The 17696-nt window shown below is 64.2% G+C and carries 18 protein-coding genes; 13 read left to right on the forward strand and 5 right to left on the reverse strand.

Annotated features, from left to right (window positions below):
- Positions 1 to 9: 9 nt before the first annotated feature.
- Positions 10 to 444, forward strand: a complete 435-nt coding sequence (locus LOY33_RS00190) for an OsmC family protein (RefSeq protein WP_258660602.1) — start codon at positions 10 to 12, stop codon at positions 442 to 444.
- A gap of 85 nt (positions 445 to 529) precedes the next feature.
- On the forward strand, positions 530 to 763 hold the full coding sequence (locus LOY33_RS00195; protein ID WP_043862264.1) for a DUF1161 domain-containing protein: 234 nt from the start codon (positions 530 to 532) through the stop codon (positions 761 to 763).
- 3 nt (positions 764 to 766) lie between these two features.
- On the opposite strand, the gene LOY33_RS00200 is transcribed toward LOY33_RS00195, so the two are convergent.
- Both LOY33_RS00200 and LOY33_RS00205 read right to left on the reverse strand, forming a co-directional pair.
- Entirely contained in the window at positions 767 to 1180 is a 414-nt protein-coding gene (locus LOY33_RS00200) for a hypothetical protein (RefSeq protein WP_043862265.1), read from the reverse strand.
- A gap of 52 nt (positions 1181 to 1232) precedes the next feature.
- Positions 1233 to 1646, reverse strand: a complete 414-nt coding sequence (locus tag LOY33_RS00205) for a hypothetical protein (protein ID WP_054916040.1) — start codon at positions 1644 to 1646, stop codon at positions 1233 to 1235.
- A 65-nt stretch (positions 1647 to 1711) separates the two neighbouring features.
- Here LOY33_RS00205 and LOY33_RS00210 point away from each other — a divergent pair, with 65 nt between their 5' ends.
- The gene (locus LOY33_RS00210) at positions 1712 to 2830 is read left to right on the forward strand and encodes an aminopeptidase (protein ID WP_258660603.1); all 1119 of its coding nucleotides are present in this window, start codon (positions 1712 to 1714) and stop codon (positions 2828 to 2830) included.
- Between the two features lie 27 nt (positions 2831 to 2857).
- On the opposite strand, the gene LOY33_RS00215 is transcribed toward LOY33_RS00210, so the two are convergent.
- Complete coding sequence (locus LOY33_RS00215) at positions 2858 to 3508, reverse strand: HAD family hydrolase (RefSeq protein ID WP_054916038.1); 651 nt, start codon at positions 3506 to 3508, stop codon at positions 2858 to 2860.
- 32 nt (positions 3509 to 3540) lie between these two features.
- Positions 3541 to 4089, reverse strand: a complete 549-nt coding sequence (locus LOY33_RS00220) for a gamma carbonic anhydrase family protein (protein WP_043862269.1) — start codon at positions 4087 to 4089, stop codon at positions 3541 to 3543.
- A 90-nt stretch (positions 4090 to 4179) separates the two neighbouring features.
- Between LOY33_RS00220 and prlC the strand changes: the two genes are divergently transcribed.
- From prlC to LOY33_RS00250, 6 genes are all read left to right on the forward strand, one after another.
- Complete coding sequence (prlC, locus tag LOY33_RS00225; protein WP_043862270.1) at positions 4180 to 6231, forward strand: oligopeptidase A; 2052 nt, start codon at positions 4180 to 4182, stop codon at positions 6229 to 6231.
- A complete protein-coding gene (locus LOY33_RS00230; protein WP_043862271.1) occupies positions 6228 to 6488 on the forward strand; it encodes a YheV family putative zinc ribbon protein in 261 nt (86 codons plus the stop codon). The genes prlC and LOY33_RS00230 overlap by 4 nt, the downstream gene beginning before the upstream one ends.
- A 99-nt stretch (positions 6489 to 6587) precedes the next feature.
- The gene (locus LOY33_RS00235) at positions 6588 to 8612 is read left to right on the forward strand and encodes a M3 family metallopeptidase (RefSeq protein ID WP_258660606.1); all 2025 of its coding nucleotides are present in this window, start codon (positions 6588 to 6590) and stop codon (positions 8610 to 8612) included.
- A gap of 78 nt (positions 8613 to 8690) precedes the next feature.
- The gene (locus LOY33_RS00240; RefSeq protein WP_043862273.1) at positions 8691 to 9749 is read left to right on the forward strand and encodes a PA0069 family radical SAM protein; all 1059 of its coding nucleotides are present in this window, start codon (positions 8691 to 8693) and stop codon (positions 9747 to 9749) included.
- Between the two features lie 243 nt (positions 9750 to 9992).
- Entirely contained in the window at positions 9993 to 10712 is a 720-nt protein-coding gene (locus tag LOY33_RS00245) for a carbonic anhydrase (protein ID WP_043862274.1), read from the forward strand.
- A 194-nt stretch (positions 10713 to 10906) separates the two neighbouring features.
- A complete protein-coding gene (locus LOY33_RS00250; protein ID WP_258660608.1) occupies positions 10907 to 12433 on the forward strand; it encodes a SulP family inorganic anion transporter in 1527 nt (508 codons plus the stop codon).
- 86 nt (positions 12434 to 12519) lie between these two features.
- Here the strand turns inward: LOY33_RS00250 and LOY33_RS00255 are convergent, their stop codons facing one another.
- Complete coding sequence (locus LOY33_RS00255) at positions 12520 to 13167, reverse strand: hypothetical protein (RefSeq protein ID WP_054916034.1); 648 nt, start codon at positions 13165 to 13167, stop codon at positions 12520 to 12522.
- A gap of 311 nt (positions 13168 to 13478) precedes the next feature.
- Between LOY33_RS00255 and coxB the strand changes: the two genes are divergently transcribed.
- From coxB to LOY33_RS00275, 4 genes are read left to right on the forward strand one after another with little or no spacing between them, the layout of a single operon-like run.
- The gene (gene coxB / locus LOY33_RS00260; protein ID WP_043862277.1) at positions 13479 to 14606 is read left to right on the forward strand and encodes a cytochrome c oxidase subunit II; all 1128 of its coding nucleotides are present in this window, start codon (positions 13479 to 13481) and stop codon (positions 14604 to 14606) included.
- Positions 14607 to 14622: 16 nt separating this feature from the next.
- Positions 14623 to 16215 (forward strand): cytochrome c oxidase subunit I, encoded by a 1593-nt coding sequence (ctaD, locus tag LOY33_RS00265; RefSeq protein ID WP_054916033.1) that lies wholly within the window; start codon positions 14623 to 14625, stop codon positions 16213 to 16215.
- Positions 16216 to 16225: 10 nt separating this feature from the next.
- On the forward strand, positions 16226 to 16795 hold the full coding sequence (locus tag LOY33_RS00270; protein ID WP_043862279.1) for a cytochrome c oxidase assembly protein: 570 nt from the start codon (positions 16226 to 16228) through the stop codon (positions 16793 to 16795).
- Between the two features lie 12 nt (positions 16796 to 16807).
- The gene (locus tag LOY33_RS00275) at positions 16808 to 17695 is read left to right on the forward strand and encodes a cytochrome c oxidase subunit 3 (protein WP_043862280.1); all 888 of its coding nucleotides are present in this window, start codon (positions 16808 to 16810) and stop codon (positions 17693 to 17695) included.
- Position 17696 lies beyond the last annotated feature (1 nt).

A 17696-nucleotide genomic window follows, 5' to 3' on the forward strand; every position in this document is an offset into this window, starting at 1 on the left:
GGAGGCTTTATGAGTTCGATAAAAAAGACAGCATCGGCAATCTGGCAAGGCGACCTGAAAACCGGCAAGGGCCAGCTCTCCACCGAGAGTGGCGCCTTGAAGGCCAACCCCTATGGCTTCAACACCCGGTTCGAAGGCCAGCCTGGTACCAACCCTGAAGAACTGATCGGCGCTGCCCATGCAGGCTGCTTCTCCATGGCCTTTTCGATGATCCTCGGCGAAGCCGGCCTGACCGCCGAGCGTATCGACACCATCGCCGAAGTGACCCTGGACAAGCAGCCCGATGGTTTTGCCATCACCGCCGTGCACCTGATCCTCAAGGCCAAGGTGCCCGGTGCCGACAAGGCGAAATTCGAGGAGCTGGCCAACAAGGCCAAGGCGGGATGTCCGGTATCCAAGGTGCTCAAGGCCCGGATCAGCCTGGACGCCACCCTGGTGGACTGACGCCGGCGCAGATCAGAACGACGCACGGCTTCTTGTGGTCAAATGGCTGTCGGCAGATGGTCTGCCGCCACAAGGAGCTGTTCTGATGACTCGTATTGCATTCGCTGTGCTGACCTCGTTGCTGGCCACCAGTGCGCTGGCCGCGCCCAAGGACTGCGCCGAGCTCAAGGCCGAGATCGAAGCCAAGATCCAGGCCAACAATGTCTCTTCCTACACCCTGGAAATCGTGACCAACGATGAAGTCCATGACCAGAACATGGTGGTGGGCAGCTGTGAGAACGGCACCAAGAAGATCATCTACCAGAAAAACGATCGCTAGCCGTCACGGGATGCAGAAGATGTCGTTCTGTTCTTCGGCGACCAGCTTGCGCTGCGCGTCGTACAGATAGGCACTGGGCTGCATGGCCGGGGCGCGGGCTTCGATGCGGTAGCGCTGGCCGGCCTGGAAGTCGTCGTAGCGAATCTTCAGGTAGCAGGTGCGTTCGGTGGGGTCGGTGCTGAAACCGCCTGAATACACCTCGAAATCAAAGCGCACCACCAGTTCGTGTTTGCCCGGCGTGACCTGGAAGAAACGGCCGTCGTTCAGGCGCTGACCATCCAGGCGGTCGGCCATGAGCACCTTGCCCGGCGTGACGGTATACAGGTCGATCCAGGCCTGCTTGCTGTCGACCGGTGGCAGGGGACTGGCACAGGCCCCCAAGGTACTGATGGCAAGCAGCATCATGGGCTGGCGCATGGCAATCTCCGCTGGCGGGCTACAAGCTACAAGCATAGCGCCATTAGTCTGTTCAGGTACGCTGGCATCCGGCAGGCAAACCGGTGCCGACCAGTTTGCGCTGCTCGTCGTAGAGCTTGGCCCAGGGCCTGAAGCCGATGCTGCCGGCCTGCAACTGATAGCGCTGGCCGGCATTGAAATCCTTGAATTTCACGTTCAGCTGGCAATCGCGCCACAGCGGTTCGTCCACCGGCCCGATATTGCCGGGCGCTACCGCGAACTGATAGCGCACCGTCAACTCGTGACTGCCCGGCGTGACTTCGAAGTAGCGGGTGTCGGCCCAGCTGCGCTCGTCCACCTCCAGCGCGTGCAGGGTGTCGTCGGCAGCGGGCTGGAGGTCGACCCAGGCCTGGTTCGGATCGGCGGCGGGCAGGCCGGCGCAGCCGGTCAGGGCCAGCACAGCGCTGGCGGCAAGCATCGTACGCATGGCAAAACTCCGGGCAGGCAGGATAGTCTTGGGCCGATGAGCACTTGAGCGAGACATCCCTGCACATGGTTCGAATTTTTTTCTGGTTGCGCTCAAGCCCCGGGGCACTCGACCGCGTTTTCCTCGGGTTGGTTCCCGTGCTGCTGATCGGGCTGCTCAACGGTTGCACCAGCCTTGGCTACTACAGCCAGCTGGCCAGCGGGCAATGGCAGCTGCTGCGCGCGCGCGAGCCGGTGGCGGTGCTGGTGGCCGACCCGGCCACCCCCCCTGCCCTGCGCCAGCACCTGGCGAAAGCGCAGCAGGCACGCGCTTTTGCCAGCAGCCACCTTAAGCTGCCGGACAACCGCAGCTACCGGGTGTACGCCGATATCGGGCGCCCGTTCGTGGTGTGGAACGTGTTCGCCACCCCGGAGTTTTCGCTGGAACCGCATACCTACTGCTTCCCCATCGCCGGTTGCGTGGCCTATCGCGGCTACTACAGTCAGGGTGCGGCGCGCGGGGCGGCGGCGTTGCAGAAGGCACAGGGGCAGGATGTGTATGTGGGCGGGGTGGAGGCCTATTCGACCCTGGGCTGGTTCGACGACCCGATTCTCAATTCGATGCTGGGCTGGGGCGACGAGCGCCTGGCCACGGTGATCTTCCACGAACTTGCGCACCAGCGCGTGTACGTGAAGGACGACACTGCGTTCAACGAGTCGTTTGCCACCTTTGTGGAGCAGGAAGGTTCGCGCCAGTGGCGCGCGGCCCGCGGGCTGGCGCCCTTGCCGCAGGGTGGAGCGCGCCAGCGTGACGAGTTCGTGGGGCTGGTGCTGGCCAGCCGCGAGCGGCTCAAGACATTGTATGCACAGCCGCTGGACGAGGCAGCGATGCGCGCGGGCAAGCAGGCCGAGTTCGAGCGCCTGCGCAGCGAGTACCGGGTGCTGCGCGATACAAGGTGGCAGGGCGACAAGCGCTATGACGCGTGGATCAACGCGCCGATCAACAACGCCAAGCTGCTGCCGTTCGGGCTGTATGATCAGTGGGTGCCTGCGTTTGCAGCGTTGTTCCGGGAGGTTGGCGGAGATTGGGCGGTGTTCTACCAGCGGGTCGAGGCCTGGGGGCGGTTGCCGTTCGAGCAGCGCCAGCAGGCCCTGGAAAGCTCCGCCGGCAAGGCCGGCTCCTACAACGCTTCGCACCCCCTGTAGGAGCCGGCATTGCCGGCGAAAAGGCCTTCAGGACCGCATGAAGGCCCGATGCAGCTCGCCCAGCGTGTCGAAATGATACGCCGGCTGCTCTGCGGTCAATTCCTCGCGGCTGCCAAACCCGTAGCCCACCGCCACTGCTTCCAGCCCGTTGCTGCGCGCGCCGATCAGGTCGTGCTTGCGGTCGCCGATCATCAGCGTCTGCGCCGGGTCCAGGTTTTCTTCGGCCAGCAGGTGCGCAATCAGCTCCACCTTGTTGGTGCGCGTACCGTCCAGCTCGCTGCCGTAGATGACCTTGAAATGCCGGGCAAAATCGAAGTGCCGGGCAATCTCGCGGGCGAACTCCCAGGGCTTGGAGGTGGCGATGTACAGCGTGCGCCCCTGCGCCTGCAGCCCTTCGAGCAGCTCGCTCACGCCTTCGAACACGCGGTTCTCGTACAACCCGGTGACCTTGAAGCGCTCACGGTAGAAGTTCACCGCCTGCCATGCCTTGGCCTCGTCGAAGCCGTAGAACTGCATGAATGCCTGCAGCAAGGGCGGGCCGATGAAGTGTTCCAGGCGGGCCAGGTCCGGCTCGTCGATGTCCAGCTTGGCCAGGGCGTACTGGATGGAGCGCGTGATGCCTTCACGGGGGTCGGTGAGTGTACCGTCGAGGTCGAACAGAATGGTTTGCTGGTGCATGACAGTCTCGAAAAAAGGGGGCTGTGGATAACTCACTCGGGCTGGTCGAAGCCTTCGGCCAGGTGCAGGTCCTTGAGCTTCACGTAGTTGGCGGCGCTGTAGGGGAAGAACGCGCGTTCCTTGTCGGTCAGCGCCCGTGCCTGCTTCACCGGGCTGCCCACGTACAGGAAGCCGCTCTCCAGCGTCTTGCCCGGCGGTACCAGGCTGCCGGCACCGATGATCACCTCGTCCTCGACCACCGCGCCGTCCATGATGGTGCTGCCCATGCCGACCAGAATGCGGTTGCCCAGGGTGCAGCCATGCAGCATGACCTTGTGGCCAATGGTCACGTCATCGCCGATCAGCAGCGGGTAGCCGTCGGGATTGAACGGCCCGGCATGGGTGATGTGCAGCACGCTGGCGTCCTGCACGCTGGTGCGCGCGCCGATGCGGATGCGGTGCATGTCGCCGCGGATCACCGTCAGGGGCCATACCGAGCTGTCCTCGCCGATCTCGACATCACCCAGCACCACTGCGCTGCGGTCGACGAAGGCGCGGGCGCCGAGACGCGGAATGTGTTGCTGGAAGCTGCGGATGGCCATGAATAGTGTCTCTCTGTAAGGCTGATAGCTGCGGTCAGCGTCGATTGTAATTAAGATGGAGCGGTGTTTCTTCTGCCAAGGTGTTTAACCGTGAGTGCGAACAACCCGCTTCTGCAGTCTTATGACCTGCCGCCCTTCTCGGCGATCCGTGCCGAGCATGTGCTGCCGGCGATCGAACAGATCCTGGCCGACAACCGCAGCGCCATCGCCTCGATCCTGAAAACCCAGGGCCAGAACCCCACCTGGGCCGGCCTGGTGCTGGCCATGGACGAACTCAACGACCGACTGGGTGCCGCCTGGAGCCCGGTCAGCCACCTCAACGCGGTATGCAACAGCGCCGAGCTGCGCGAGGCCTACGAGGCCTGCCTGCCGGCCCTGAGCGCCTACGCCACCGAAATGGGCCAGAACCGCGAGCTGTTCCAGGCCTACGAAGCGTTGATCGCCAGCCCCGAAGCTGCCGGCTTCGATGTGGCGCAGAAAACCATCCTCGAACATGCCCTGCGTGACTTCCGCCTGTCGGGTATCGACTTGCCGGCCGACCAGCAGAAGCGATATGCCGAGGTGCAGAGCAAGCTCTCGGAGCTGGGCAGCCGTTTCTCCAACCAGCTGCTCGACGCCACCCAGGCCTGGACCAAGCACGTCACCGACGAGGCCGCACTGGCCGGCCTGACCGAATCGGCCAAGGCGCAGATGGCGGCCGCCGCGCAGGCCAAGGGCCTGGATGGCTGGCTGATCAGCCTGGAATTCCCCAGCTACTACGCCGTGATGACCTACGCCCACGACCGTGCCCTGCGCGAAGAACTGTACGCGGCCTACTGCACCCGCGCCTCGGACCAGGGCCCCAATGCCGGCCAGTTCGACAACGGCCCGGTGATGCGCGAGATCCTCGACCTGCGTCAGGAACTGGCCGAGCTGCTGGGTTATGCCAACTTCGCCGAGCTGAGCCTGGCCACCAAGATGGCCGAGTCCAGCGACCAGGTGCTGAGCTTCCTGCGTGACCTGGCCAAGCGCAGCAAACCCTTCGCCGCCCAGGACCTGGCCCAGCTCAAGGCCTACGCCGCCGAGCAGGGCTGCCCGGACCTGCAGAGCTGGGACAGCGGTTTCTATGGCGAGAAGCTGCGCGAACAGCGGTACAGCGTGTCGCAGGAAGCCCTGCGTGCCTACTTCCCGATCGACAAGGTGCTGTCGGGCCTGTTCACCATCGTGCAGCGCCTGTACGGCATCGAGATCGCCGAGGTGAAAGGCTTCGATACCTGGCACCCGGACGTGCGCCTGTTCGAGATCAAGGAAAACGGCCAGCACGTGGGGCGCTTCTTCTTCGACCTGTACGCCCGCGCCAACAAGCGCGGCGGTGCCTGGATGGACGGCGCCCGCGACCGTCGCCGCACGGCCGATGGCAGCCTGCAGAGCCCGGTGGCCAACCTGGTGTGCAACTTCACCCCGGCCGCCCCGGGCAAGCCGGCGCTGCTGACCCACGATGAAGTCACCACCCTGTTCCACGAGTTTGGCCACGGCCTGCATCACCTGCTGACCCGCATCGAGCATGCCGGGGTATCCGGCATCAATGGCGTGGCCTGGGACGCGGTCGAGCTGCCGAGCCAGTTCATGGAGAACTGGTGCTGGGAGCCCGAAGGCCTGGCGTTGATCTCCGGTCATTACGAAAGTGGCGCTGCCCTGCCGCAGGACCTGCTGGAGAAGATGCTGGCGGCGAAGAACTTCCAGTCGGGCCTGATGATGGTGCGCCAGCTGGAGTTCTCGCTGTTCGACTTCGAACTGCACGCCAGCCACGGCGATGGCCGCAGCGTGCTGGAGGTGCTCGAAGGGGTGCGCGACGAGGTTTCGGTGATGCGCCCGCCGGCGTACAACCGCTTCCCCAACAGCTTTGCGCACATCTTCGCCGGCGGCTACGCGGCCGGTTACTACAGCTACAAGTGGGCTGAAGTGCTGTCGGCCGATGCCTTCTCGCGCTTCGAGGAAGAGGGTGTGCTCAACGCCGAAACCGGTCGCGCCTTCCGCGAGGCGATTCTGGCCCGTGGCGGCTCGCAGGCGCCGATGCGCCTGTTCGTCGACTTCCGTGGCCGTGAGCCGTCGATCGATGCGCTGTTGCGCCACAGTGGCCTGAGCGAGGACCTGGCGGCATGAGCAAGACCAAGAAACGCTTCATTGCCGGGGCCGTATGCCCGGCGTGCAGCGAGCCGGACAAGCTGATGATGTGGAGCGAAGACGGCGTGCCACACCGCGAGTGCGTGGCCTGCGGGTTCTCCGACACGCTCAACGAACAGGGCCTGTCGGTGCCCAAGGAACTGGGCACCCGCGTCAACCAGGCCGAGGCCAAGGCGCCCCAGCCTGCGGTGCAGACGGTGCAGTTCTTCCCCAATCCGAAGCTGAAGAAGCCCTAGCGGGCCGTGTGGCTGGTGCAGGGGCATACATAGTTAGCCCCTGGCGCACCGGCAACCCTTGAAAGTGACGGGACCTTCCCGTCACTCAAGGAGCTGCCCATGACCAGCAATCCCCTGCTCGCCCCCCTCGATCCGCCAGCCTACGCCGACATCCGCCTGGAACACCTGACGGCGGGCATCGACCAGATCATCCTCGACAACCACAACGCCCTGGCCCGCATCATCCTGGCCCAGCGTGGCCTGCCCACCTGGGACGACCTGGTGATGGCCATCGATGCACTGGATGCACGCCTCAACAACGCCGTGCGCCTGATCGTGCCCCTGTACACCCGCGGCGAGGCCTGGAAGGCCGCCGTGGACGAGTGCTGGCTCAAGAGCCAGGCCTATCATCAGGCAAAGCTGCAGAACGCCACGTTGCTGGCGCTCTATCAGCGTCTGGCCGACAGCGCCCATGGTGCGCTGTTCAGCCACGAACGCAGGATATCGCTGCAGCAGTCGATCAAGGCCTTTCGCCTGAGCGGCGCCGAGCTCGGTGAAACCGAGCGTGCCCGCCTGATGAACCTGCAAACCAGCATCAGTGCCCAGCGCAACCTGTTCCTCGACAACCTGGCACACGCCACCGGCGCCTGGACCCTGCTGATCACCGATGCCCGGCGCCTGCAGGGGGTCGACGCGCTGGAGACCGCCGCCATGGCGCGCAAGGCCCAGGCCAAGGGCCTCGAGGGCTGGCTGGTGACCTTGGAAGAGGCCCCGTGCCTGGCGATCCTGCAGCAGGCCACAGACCGTAGCCTGCGTGAAACCGTGTATCGGGCCTACCATGGCCGCGCGTCGGAGCTGGACGCAGGCCCCGACAACGGCCCGGTGCTGCTGGAGTTGCGACGACTGCGCCATGAGCAGGCGCAACTGCTGGGGTTTGCCAGCTTTGCCGAACTCAGCCTGCAGACCAAGACGGCAGAATCGACGCAACAGGTCACGCGGTTTCTGCAGGACCTGAGCACCCACAGCGCCGCCTGGCGTAGCGCCGAAACCGCGCGGTTGCGGGCCTTCGACCAGCAGGCGCGCTTGGGTGGCCTGCAGCCTTGGGACATCGCCTTCTACGCGCAGCGTGCGCATCGGCACCCGCTGGCGCTGTCTGGCGAGGAAATGCGTGGCTACTTCCCGCTGGAGCAGGTGGTGCTGGCCATGACGCAGCTGGCCGATACCCTGTTCGGCGTGCAGATCACGCCGTCCAGCACGTTGCAGGCCTGGCATGCGGATGTGCGGTGCTTCGAGGTAACCCAGGGCCATGCGCTGGTGGGGTACCTGTACATGGATGCGATCACCCGCCCGGGCAAGGAGGACTACGCCTGGAGCCTGCGGGTATGGAACCGCCACGTGGATGCCGAGGGTCGTTTTCACAAGGGCGCGGCGGCGCTGTTCTGCGCAGTCGAGCGTGGCGACGGGGTTGCCCCACCGTTGCTGACCCACCTGGACCTGCGCAAGCTGTACCACGAGTTCGGTCACTGCCTGCACCAGCTGCTGGTGGCCACCACCGATTACCGCCTGTCCGATATCGACAGCCTGGGGCCGGACGGGATCGAGTTCTTCAGTGAGCTGCTGGAGCGCTGGTGCTGGTCGGCCGAGTACCTGGCCGGTATCTCCCACCACTACCAGACAGGCAAGGCACTGCCGCAGTCCACGGTGCAGGCGTTTCTCGACCAGCAGAAACAGCAGCAAGGGCTCACGTTTGCCCGAGACCTGGCAATGGCGCGCCTGGACCTGCACCTGCATGGCGAGACCTACCCGGCTGCTGCGCAAAGCCTGCAGCAGCAGGTGGTGGAACAGTTCGACGCAGTGCTGCCCTGGCCGCTGGGCGATTTCGAGCGTCCGGCCCAGGCCTTCGATCACCTGGCCAGCGGCTACGAGGCGGGCTATTACAGCTACCTGTGGTCACGGGTCTACGCGATCGATGCCTTCGCCCGGTTCGAAGCCGAAGGCGTGCTCAACCCGGCCGCCGGGCGTGCCCTGCTCGAGGCCATTGTTGCCCCGGGGGCCGGGCGCTCGATCACGGCAGGGTTCAAGGTGTTTCGCGGGCGTGACGTGAGCCCCCTGCCGTTTCTGCAGTGGCATGGCCTTAACCCGTAGCCACGTCGGGCGCCGAGCGGTGCTGGAGGTCCTGGTGGCGATGCAGTACTGTATATAAAAACAGTACAGGGGCTCGCCATGTTCACTCCAGCGCCTGTGCGTGGCCGCGGTACCGCGCACAACCCGCACAACCGCTTCGCCCCTGCCCGCTCTGTGGCCGAGGATGATGGCTGGTACCAGGAGGTGCCGCTGACCCAGGGCACCGAAGTCCGCATCGAGACGGCCAAAACCATCATCACCCGTAACACCTCGCCCGACCTGCCCTTCGACCGCTCGATCAACCCCTACCGAGGTTGCGAGCATGGTTGCATCTATTGCTATGCCCGCCCCAGCCACGCCTACTGGGACCTGTCGCCGGGGCTCGATTTCGAGACCAAGCTGATCGCCAAGACCAACGCGGCGGCGGTGCTGGAACAACAGCTGTCGAAGAAAGGCTACGTGTGCGCCCCGATCAACCTGGGGTCCAACACCGACCCGTACCAGCCCATCGAGCGCGAACAGCAGTTGACCCGGCGCCTGCTCGAAGTGCTGCTGCGCTACCGTCACCCGGTCACCATCGTGACCAAGGGCTCGCTGATCCTGCGCGACCTCGACCTGCTGGCCGAACTGGCACAGCAGCGCCTGGTGTCGGTGATGATCAGCCTGACCACCCTCGACGACGAGCTCAAGCGCACCCTGGAACCGCGTGCCGCCGCGCCCAAGGCGCGGTTGCGGGCGATTCGGGTGATGCGCGAGGCGGGTGTACCGGTAGGTGTGCTGTGTTCGCCGATGATCCCGATGATCAACGACAGCGAACTGGAGCACCTGCTGGAGGCGGCCAAGCAGGCCGGGGCACTGCACGCGGCCTACATGCTGCTGCGCCTGCCGCTGGAGGTGGCGCCGCTGTTCGAGCAATGGCTGCAGGATCATTACCCGCAACGTGCGACCCATGTGCTGAGCCTGATCCGTCAGAGCCGTGGCGGCGAGCTGTACGACAGCCGTTTTGGCGCACGCATGCGGGGCGAAGGCGTGTTTGCCGACTTGCTGGCGCAGCGTTTCGACAAGGCCATGCGCCGCCTGGGACTGAACCGGCGTGAAGGCCATGCGCTCGATTGCAGCGCGTTCTGCCCGCCCGGTGGGCAGTTGTCGCTGCTGTAATGCATTAATGGGTAGTTGCCATTAATGCTTTTTTGCTAGTATCCGAGGCCCGCCCTTTTGTTCTGGAACGCCCGTTCTAGAGCCTCCAAATTCAGTTTGAGTTAAGTTTTTCCGCGTAGCGTGAAACGCCAGGCAGCCGCACTGTGCTTTATTGAGCGTGAGCGACATCCAAGCTTCATTGCGTTGTCTGAATCTTGAACCGGTAAAATGGACTTACCTTCAAACCGTCAAAGAGGATCAACAATGAAAGACCAGGACCCCTCTCAAAACGGCCCGGCTGATCAAGCCGAAAGCGCCGATGCCGCACTGAAGCATATCGTCGACGGCTTTTTGCATTTTCATCATGAAGTCTTCCCGCAACAGGAAGAGCTCTTCAAGAAACTCGCCACTGCGCAGAAGCCGCGGGCGATGTTCATTACCTGCGCCGACTCGCGCATCGTGCCCGAACTGATTACCCACAGCTCCCCAGGCGACCTGTTCGTGACCCGCAATGTGGGTAACGTGGTGCCGCCCTACGGGCAGATGAACGGTGGTGTATCCACGGCCATCGAGTACGCGGTGATGGCCCTGGGCGTGCAGCACATCATCGTGTGCGGGCATTCCGATTGCGGGGCCATGCGTGCCGTGCTCAACCCGCAGAGCCTGGAGAAGATGCCCACGGTCAAGGCCTGGTTGCGGCATGCCGAGGTGGCGCGCACGGTGGTCGAAGACAATTGCCATTGCCACAACGAACACGAAAGCATGCAGGTGCTGACCAAGGAAAACGTCATCGCGCAGTTGCAGCACCTGCGTACCCACCCTTCGGTCGCCTCGCGCCTGGCGGCCGGCCAGTTGTACATCCACGGCTGGATCTACGACATCGAAACCAGCGAAATCACCGCCTATGACGCGGTAAGCGACCGCTTCCTGCCCCTGCAGAGCGGCCAGCCGATTCCCTGCGCCACCCCGCGCGGGCGCTACTAGCCACACCTCATTCGCAACAGGGTGACTGAAGGCTGCACGTTCGCGTGCAGCCCAGGTAGTCGGCTGCCTTGAATTTCCATGAATGCCTTGCCGGCCTGCCGGCGGCTTGCGGCTGCCCGCGTGGCGGCGTTACTGCGGCGTGCGGGCCAGCGGAATGGCCCGGCGTGATCGATAGAGGGAGAATCAAGGTGAACATGACGCAATTGAAAGCGGCCCTGCCGCGTGAACTGCTGGCTTCGGTGGTGGTGTTTCTGGTGGCGCTGCCGCTGTGCATGGGCATTGCCATCGCTTCCGGCATGCCCCCGGCCAAGGGTCTGATCACCGGCATCGTCGGTGGCCTGGTGGTGGGGTTCATCGCCGGCTCGCCATTGCAGGTCAGCGGCCCGGCGGCGGGCCTGGCGGTGCTGGTGTTCGAGCTGGTACGCCAGCATGGCCTGGCCATGCTCGGGCCGATCCTGCTGCTGGCGGGCCTGCTGCAACTGCTGGCCGGGCGTCTGCGCCTGGGCTGCTGGTTCCGGGTCACGGCGCCGGCGGTGGTGTACGGCATGCTCGCCGGTATCGGCGTGCTGATCGTACTGTCGCAGGCGCATGTGATGTTCGACGCCAGCCCGCAGCCTTCCGGGCTGGCCAACCTGACAGCGTTCCCACAGACCGTACTGCAGGCGCTGACCCCGGAAGGCCCCGGCAATGCCTGGCAGGCGGGTGCGTTGGGCCTGGGCACCATCGCGATCATGTGGGGCTGGGAGCGCCTGCGCCCGCAGCGTCTGCGCTTCGTGCCGGGGGCCTTGCTCGGGGTGGCGCTGATGACCCTGCTGAGCCTGTGGCTGGCGTTGCCGGTGAACCGCGTGGTGGTGCCCGCCAACCTGGCCGAGGCCATTGACTGGCTGCGCCCCGTCGACCTGCTGCAACTGGCCAACCCGCACCTGCTGGTGGCGGCGCTCGCCCTGGCATTCATCGCCAGTGCCGAGACGCTGCTGTCGGCGGCGGCGGTGGACCGCATGCACAGTGGCCAGCGTTCGGACTTCGACCGTGAACTGTCGGCCCAGGGGGTGGGCAACATGCTCTGTGGCGTGCTGGGGGCGTTGCCGATGACCGGGGTGATCGTACGCAGTTCGGCCAACGTGCAGGCCGGTGCGCAGACGCGGCTGTCGGCTATTCTGCATGGGGCATGGCTGCTGGCGTTCGTGGTGGTGCTGAGCAGTGTGCTGCAGCAGATCCCGGTGGCGAGCCTGGCAGGTGTACTGGTGTACACCGGCTTCAAGCTGGTGGACTTCAAGGCGTTCCGCGGGTTGGGGCGCTATGGGCGCATGCCGATGTTCACCTACGCGGCGACCGCACTGGCGATCATCTTCACCGACCTGTTGACCGGCGTACTGCTGGGTTTCGCCCTTACTTTGCTCAAGCTTGCGCTGAAGGCGGCGCGGTTGAAGATCAGCGTCAGCCACCTGGATACGCCGGGGCACCTGGAGCTTCGCTTGAGCGGTGCGGCGACGTTTCTCAAGGTCCCGGCACTCGCCCGGGTGCTTGATAACGTACCGGTATGTACCACGTTGCATGTACCGCTGGCCCAGCTCAGCTACATCGACCACGCGTGTCTCGAGCTGCTGGAGGACTGGGGCCGGGCGAATGCGGGCAATGGATCGGTGCTGGTGATCGAGCCGCGCGGGTTGAAGCGGCGCACCGAGGGGCGGGCGCGCATGGCGGCAGGGCTTGGCGCCTGAACGATTCGCCAGCAAGGCTGGCTCCTACACGGGGTGTAATCCTGTAGGAGCCAGCATTGCTGGCGAAGGCTGCGCCGCCGAGCCGATCAGGCCGACTGATCCAGCTCCAGCCCCACGCCCAGCTGGCGCGACAGGCACGGCCAGCGCTTCCACGCCGCGCCGGTGTCCGGGCTGCTCAGCTTGTCTCGGTAGGCCTCCACCGATTCGAGCGCGAAGCTTTCGTCGTTGAGCATTTCGTCCACCGAGTGGTGCACCACCTCATCCAGCTGGTTGGCGAATGCCTCGCCGATCAGCTGATGCGCGATCAGGTTGGCCACGGTGGTATCCAGTGGGATCAGTGGCTGCTTGAAATGCTTGATGTACAGGTCGTTCACTTCCTCCACCAGGCGGTGCGCCAGGTAGGCCTCATCCAGCAGGCAGCCCAGGCCGACCTGGCCTTGCATGATCGCCGGCGGCTGCAGGAAATAGGCTTCGGCAATTTTCAGTACCGGTTTGATCTGCGACTCGATGCCCGCCTCGCGCGCCACCGCATTGGCGGCCTCCAGCAATTCGGGTACCTGGTCGATGTACGCGTCGACAAACCCCACAAGCGCCGCATGCGGGTCTTGCTCAGGCAGGTTGATCGAGGGATGCAGGTGGGGCAGTTGCACTTCAAGTTGCTTTTTCAACTGGCCGGTTTGGACCTCATGTTGACGGGCACGGGTGATCTGCTCGCGCAAAGCGGCGATGTTCATGACAACTCCAGGGACAAGGGAAACACACGGATGACATAAGGTAGCTCGGTTCGAAAAAGAGTTAAGACGGATTTGTCATAAACGATGTGCGTTTATGTCGCTGTAAGGCATATCAAATGGCCATCAACCCCCTCTCGGCGATTTTTTGCGCGGTCCGGGCGGCTGTCTATACTCCGCTTTGAAAGTGATTGGTTGATGAGGCCCGCCTGCTGTCCAGCAGGGGCTCGCCGTCGAAGTTCGCCGTCTTGACGCCGTACCCTTAGCCGTAGGCCCTGCCTCCGGGATAACAAGAATCATAAGGGGAACCCGCAATGATGCGACATCCACATGCCTGGATGGGCCTGCTGTTGTGGTCACTGTTCACGCCGGCACACGCCGCCTGGACCGTGAATATGGCGCCGGGGGCGACTGAAGTCAGCAACGCCGTGTTCGACCTGCACATGACCATCTTCTGGATCTGCGTGGTGATCGGCATCGTGGTGTTCGGCGCGATGTTCTGGTCGATGATGGTGCACCGTCGCTCCACCGGCCAGCAGCCGGCGCATTTTCATGAGCACACCTGGGTCGAGATCATGTGGACGGTGGTGCCGTTCCTGATCCTGGTGGCCATGGCCATCCCCGCCACCAAGACCCTGGTGGACATCTACGATGCCAGCGAGTCGGACGTGGATATCCAGGTCACCGGCTACCAGTGGAAGTGGCACTACAAGTACCTGGGCCAGGACGTGGAGTTCTTCAGCAACCTGGCCACCCCCGCCGATCAGATCCACAACAAGGCACCCAAGGACGAGCACTACCTGCTGGAGGTCGATCAGCCGCTGGTGATCCCGGTGGGTGCCAAGGTGCGCTTTCTGGTGACTGCCGCCGACGTCATCCATTCCTGGTGGGTGCCGGCGTTCGCGGTCAAGCGCGATGCCATCCCCGGTTTCGTCAACGAGGCCTGGACCCGTGTCGAGAAGCCGGGCATCTACCGCGGCCAGTGCACCGAACTGTGCGGCAAGGACCACGGCTTCATGCCGGTGGTGGTGGAGGTCAAGTCCAGGGCCGACTACGACACCTGGCTGGCCGAACGCAAGGCCGAGTCGGCCAAGCTCAAGGAGCTGACCAGCAAGGAGTGGACCCTGCAGGAGCTCAGCGAGCGCGGCGACAAGGTCTACCACACCACCTGCGTGGCCTGTCACCAGGCCGAAGGCCAGGGCCTGCCGCCGATGTTCCCGGCGCTCAAGGGTTCGAAGATCGCCACCGGCCCGATCAAGGATCACCTGAACATCGTCTTCCACGGCAAGGCCGGCACGGCCATGGCGGCGTTCGGCAAGCAGCTCTCGGAAGTGGATATCGCCGCCGTGATCACCTACGAGCGCAACGCCTGGGGCAACAACAAGGGCGACATGGTCACGCCGAAGGATGTGCTGGCGCTCAAGCAGGCCGACAGCCAATGAACCGGGGAGACAGGACATGAGTACAGTCATCGACGACCACGGTCATGCCGCCCATGACCACGCCCACGGCCCGGCCAAGGGCCTGATGCGCTGGGTGCTGACCACCAACCACAAGGACATCGGCACGATGTACCTGTGGTTCGCCTTCGCCATGTTCCTGCTCGGCGGCTCGTTCGCCATGGTGATCCGCGCCGAGCTGTTCCAGCCCGGCCTGCAGATCGTGGAGCCGGCATTCTTCAACCAGATGACCACCATGCACGGCCTGATCATGGTGTTCGGTGCCGTGATGCCGGCCTTCGTCGGCCTGGCCAACTGGATGATCCCGCTGATGATCGGCGCGCCGGACATGGCCCTGCCGCGCATGAACAACTTCAGCTTCTGGCTGCTGCCGGCAGCGTTCCTGCTGCTGGTATCGACCCTGTTCAGCCCCGGCGGCGGGCCGAATTTCGGCTGGACCTTCTATGCCCCGCTGTCGACCACCTACGCACCGGCCAGCGTGACCTTCTTCATCTTCGCCATCCACCTGATGGGCATCAGCTCGATCATGGGCGCGATCAACGTGATCGCCACCATCCTCAACCTGCGCGCACCCGGCATGACCCTGATGAAGATGCCGCTGTTCGTCTGGACCTGGCTGATCACCGCGTTCCTGCTGATCGCGGTGATGCCGGTGCTGGCCGGTGTGGTAACCATGATGCTGATGGACATCCATTTCGGCACCAGCTTCTTCAGCGCCGCCGGTGGTGGCGACCCGGTACTGTTCCAGCACGTGTTCTGGTTCTTCGGTCACCCCGAGGTGTACATCATGATCCTGCCGGCGTTCGGCGCGGTCAGCTCGATCATCCCGGCGTTCTCGCGCAAGCCGCTGTTCGGCTACACCTCGATGGTCTACGCCACCGGGGCCATCGCCTTCCTGTCGTTCATCGTGTGGGCGCACCACATGTTCGTGGTCGGCATCCCGGTGGTGGGCGAGCTGTTCTTCATGTACGCCACCATGCTCATCGCGGTGCCCACCGGGGTGAAGGTGTTCAACTGGGTGAGCACCATGTGGGAAGGTTCGCTGACCTTCGAGACGCCGATGCTGTTCGCCATCGCCTTCGTCATCCTGTTCACCATCGGCGGTTTTTCGGGGTTGATGCTGGCCATCGCCCCGGCCGACTTCCAATACCACGACACCTACTTCGTGGTGGCGCACTTCCACTACGTGCTGGTGCCGGGGGCGATCTTCGGCATCTTCGCCTCCGCCTACTACTGGCTGCCCAAGTGGACCGGGCACATGTACGACGAAACCCTCGGCAAGCTGCACTTCTGGCTGTCGTTCATCGGCATGAACATGGCGTTCTTCCCGATGCACTTCGTTGGCCTGGCGGGCATGCCGCGCCGGGTGCCGGACTACAACCTGCAGTTCGCCGACTTCAATATGGTGTCGTCGATCGGCGCGTTCACCTTCGGCGTCACGCAGATCTTCTTCCTGTTCATCGTGATCAAGTGCATCCGTGGCGGCAAGCCGGCCCCGGCCAAGCCATGGGATGGCGCCGAAGGGCTGGAATGGTCGGTGCCCTCGCCCGCGCCCTACCACACCTTCCAGACCCCGCCGGAAGTGAAATGAGGGTGCTGCCATGAACGAGCGCACGTCGCTGCGGCGACTGGTGACGCGGCTGATGCTGCTGACCGTGGTGATGTTCGCCTTCGGCTTTGCCCTGGTGCCGATCTACGACGTGATGTGCAAGGCCTTCGGCATCAACGGCAAGACCGGCGGGCAGTACGCAGGCAGCCAGGTCAGCGACCCCACGCGCTCGGTGAAGGTGCAGTTCCTGTCGACCAATGCCAGCGACATGGTCTGGGACTTCTACTCCACCGCCGACCAGATCGACGTCAACCCGGGCGCGGTGAACCAGATGATCTTCGTGGCGCGCAACCCCACCGACAAGCCGATGACCGCCCAGGCCATCCCCAGCATCAGCCCGGCGGAGGCGGCCGCGTACTTTCACAAGACCGAATGCTTCTGCTTCAGCCAGCAGGTGCTGCAGCCGGGTGAGCGCATCGAGATGCCGGTGCGCTTCATCGTCGACCGCGACCTGCCCAAGGATGTGAAACACCTGACGCTTGCCTACACGCTGTTCGATATCACCGCTCGCCAGCCGCCGGTGGCCCACGTGGCCACCCAGACCGTACAGAGCGCCCGATAAGGAGAACGATCCATGGCTGCTCATCAGCACTACTACGTACCGGCGCAGAGCAAGTGGCCGATCATCGCCACCCTCGGGATGCTGATCACGGTGTTCGGCCTGGGCACCTGGTTCAACGACATGAAGGCCGGCCACGAGGACTCCCATGGCCCGCTGATCTTCTTCGTCGGCGCACTGTGCCTGGCCTACATGCTGTTCGGCTGGTTCGGCGCGGTGATCAAGGAAAGCCGCGCCGGGCTCTACAGCCCGCAGCTGGACCGCTCGTTCCGCTGGGGCATGTCGTGGTTCATCTTTTCGGAGGTGATGTTCTTCGTGGCCTTCTTCGGTGCGCTGTTCTACGTGCGCCACCTGGCAGGCCCGGCGCTGGGTGGGGAAGGTGCCAAGGGCGTGGCGCACATGCTGTGGCCGAACTTCCAGTTCGCCTGGCCGCTGCTGCATACCCCCGACCCCAAGCTGTTCCCGCCGCCCAGCGATGTGATCGACCCGTGGCACCTGCCGCTGATCAACACCATTCTGCTGGTCAGCTCCAGCGTGACCATCACCATCGCCCACCATGCCCTGCGCAAGGATCACCGCGGCGCGCTGAAATTCTGGCTGGCGCTGACCATCGTGCTGGGCGTGGCGTTTCTCATCCTGCAGGCCTACGAGTACCACGAGGCCTACACCGAACTGGGCCTGACCCTGCATTCGGGGATCTACGGTGCCACCTTCTTCATGCTCACCGGGTTCCACGGGGCCCACGTGACCATGGGCACGATCATCCTGTTCGTGATGCTGATGCGCATCCTGCGCGGGCACTTCAGCGCCGACAAGCACTTCGGCTTCGAGGCGGCCAGCTGGTACTGGCACTTCGTGGATGTGGTGTGGGTGGGGTTGTTCATCTTCGTGTATGTGCTGTAGC

The sequence above is a fragment of the Pseudomonas sp. B21-036 genome (assembly GCF_024748925.1).
Classification (GTDB): Bacteria; Pseudomonadota; Gammaproteobacteria; order Pseudomonadales; family Pseudomonadaceae; genus Aquipseudomonas; species Aquipseudomonas palmensis.

Bases quoted from the DNA above. Each gene is read 5' to 3' on its own strand.
- LOY33_RS00275 (WP_043862280.1), top strand. From the start codon at position 16,808: ATGGCTGCTCATCAGCACTACTACGTACCGGCGCAGAGCAAGTGGCCG.
- LOY33_RS00270 (WP_043862279.1), top strand. From the start codon at position 16,226: ATGAACGAGCGCACGTCGCTGCGGCGACTGGTGACGCGGCTGATGCTG.
- LOY33_RS00200 (WP_043862265.1), bottom strand. From the start codon at position 1,180: ATGCGCCAGCCCATGATGCTGCTTGCCATCAGTACCTTGGGGGCCTGT.
- LOY33_RS00240 (WP_043862273.1), top strand. From the start codon at position 8,691: ATGTTCACTCCAGCGCCTGTGCGTGGCCGCGGTACCGCGCACAACCCG.
- LOY33_RS00215 (WP_054916038.1), bottom strand. From the start codon at position 3,508: ATGCACCAGCAAACCATTCTGTTCGACCTCGACGGTACACTCACCGAC.
- LOY33_RS00195 (WP_043862264.1), top strand. From the start codon at position 530: ATGACTCGTATTGCATTCGCTGTGCTGACCTCGTTGCTGGCCACCAGT.
- LOY33_RS00210 (WP_258660603.1), top strand. From the start codon at position 1,712: ATGGTTCGAATTTTTTTCTGGTTGCGCTCAAGCCCCGGGGCACTCGAC.
- LOY33_RS00255 (WP_054916034.1), bottom strand. From the start codon at position 13,167: ATGAACATCGCCGCTTTGCGCGAGCAGATCACCCGTGCCCGTCAACAT.
- LOY33_RS00250 (WP_258660608.1), top strand. From the start codon at position 10,907: ATGACGCAATTGAAAGCGGCCCTGCCGCGTGAACTGCTGGCTTCGGTG.
- LOY33_RS00235 (WP_258660606.1), top strand. From the start codon at position 6,588: ATGACCAGCAATCCCCTGCTCGCCCCCCTCGATCCGCCAGCCTACGCC.
- LOY33_RS00220 (WP_043862269.1), bottom strand. From the start codon at position 4,089: ATGGCCATCCGCAGCTTCCAGCAACACATTCCGCGTCTCGGCGCCCGC.
- coxB (WP_043862277.1), top strand. From the start codon at position 13,479: ATGATGCGACATCCACATGCCTGGATGGGCCTGCTGTTGTGGTCACTG.
- LOY33_RS00190 (WP_258660602.1), top strand. From the start codon at position 10: ATGAGTTCGATAAAAAAGACAGCATCGGCAATCTGGCAAGGCGACCTG.
- LOY33_RS00205 (WP_054916040.1), bottom strand. From the start codon at position 1,646: ATGCGTACGATGCTTGCCGCCAGCGCTGTGCTGGCCCTGACCGGCTGC.
- LOY33_RS00230 (WP_043862271.1), top strand. From the start codon at position 6,228: ATGAGCAAGACCAAGAAACGCTTCATTGCCGGGGCCGTATGCCCGGCG.
- ctaD (WP_054916033.1), top strand. From the start codon at position 14,623: ATGAGTACAGTCATCGACGACCACGGTCATGCCGCCCATGACCACGCC.
- LOY33_RS00245 (WP_043862274.1), top strand. From the start codon at position 9,993: ATGAAAGACCAGGACCCCTCTCAAAACGGCCCGGCTGATCAAGCCGAA.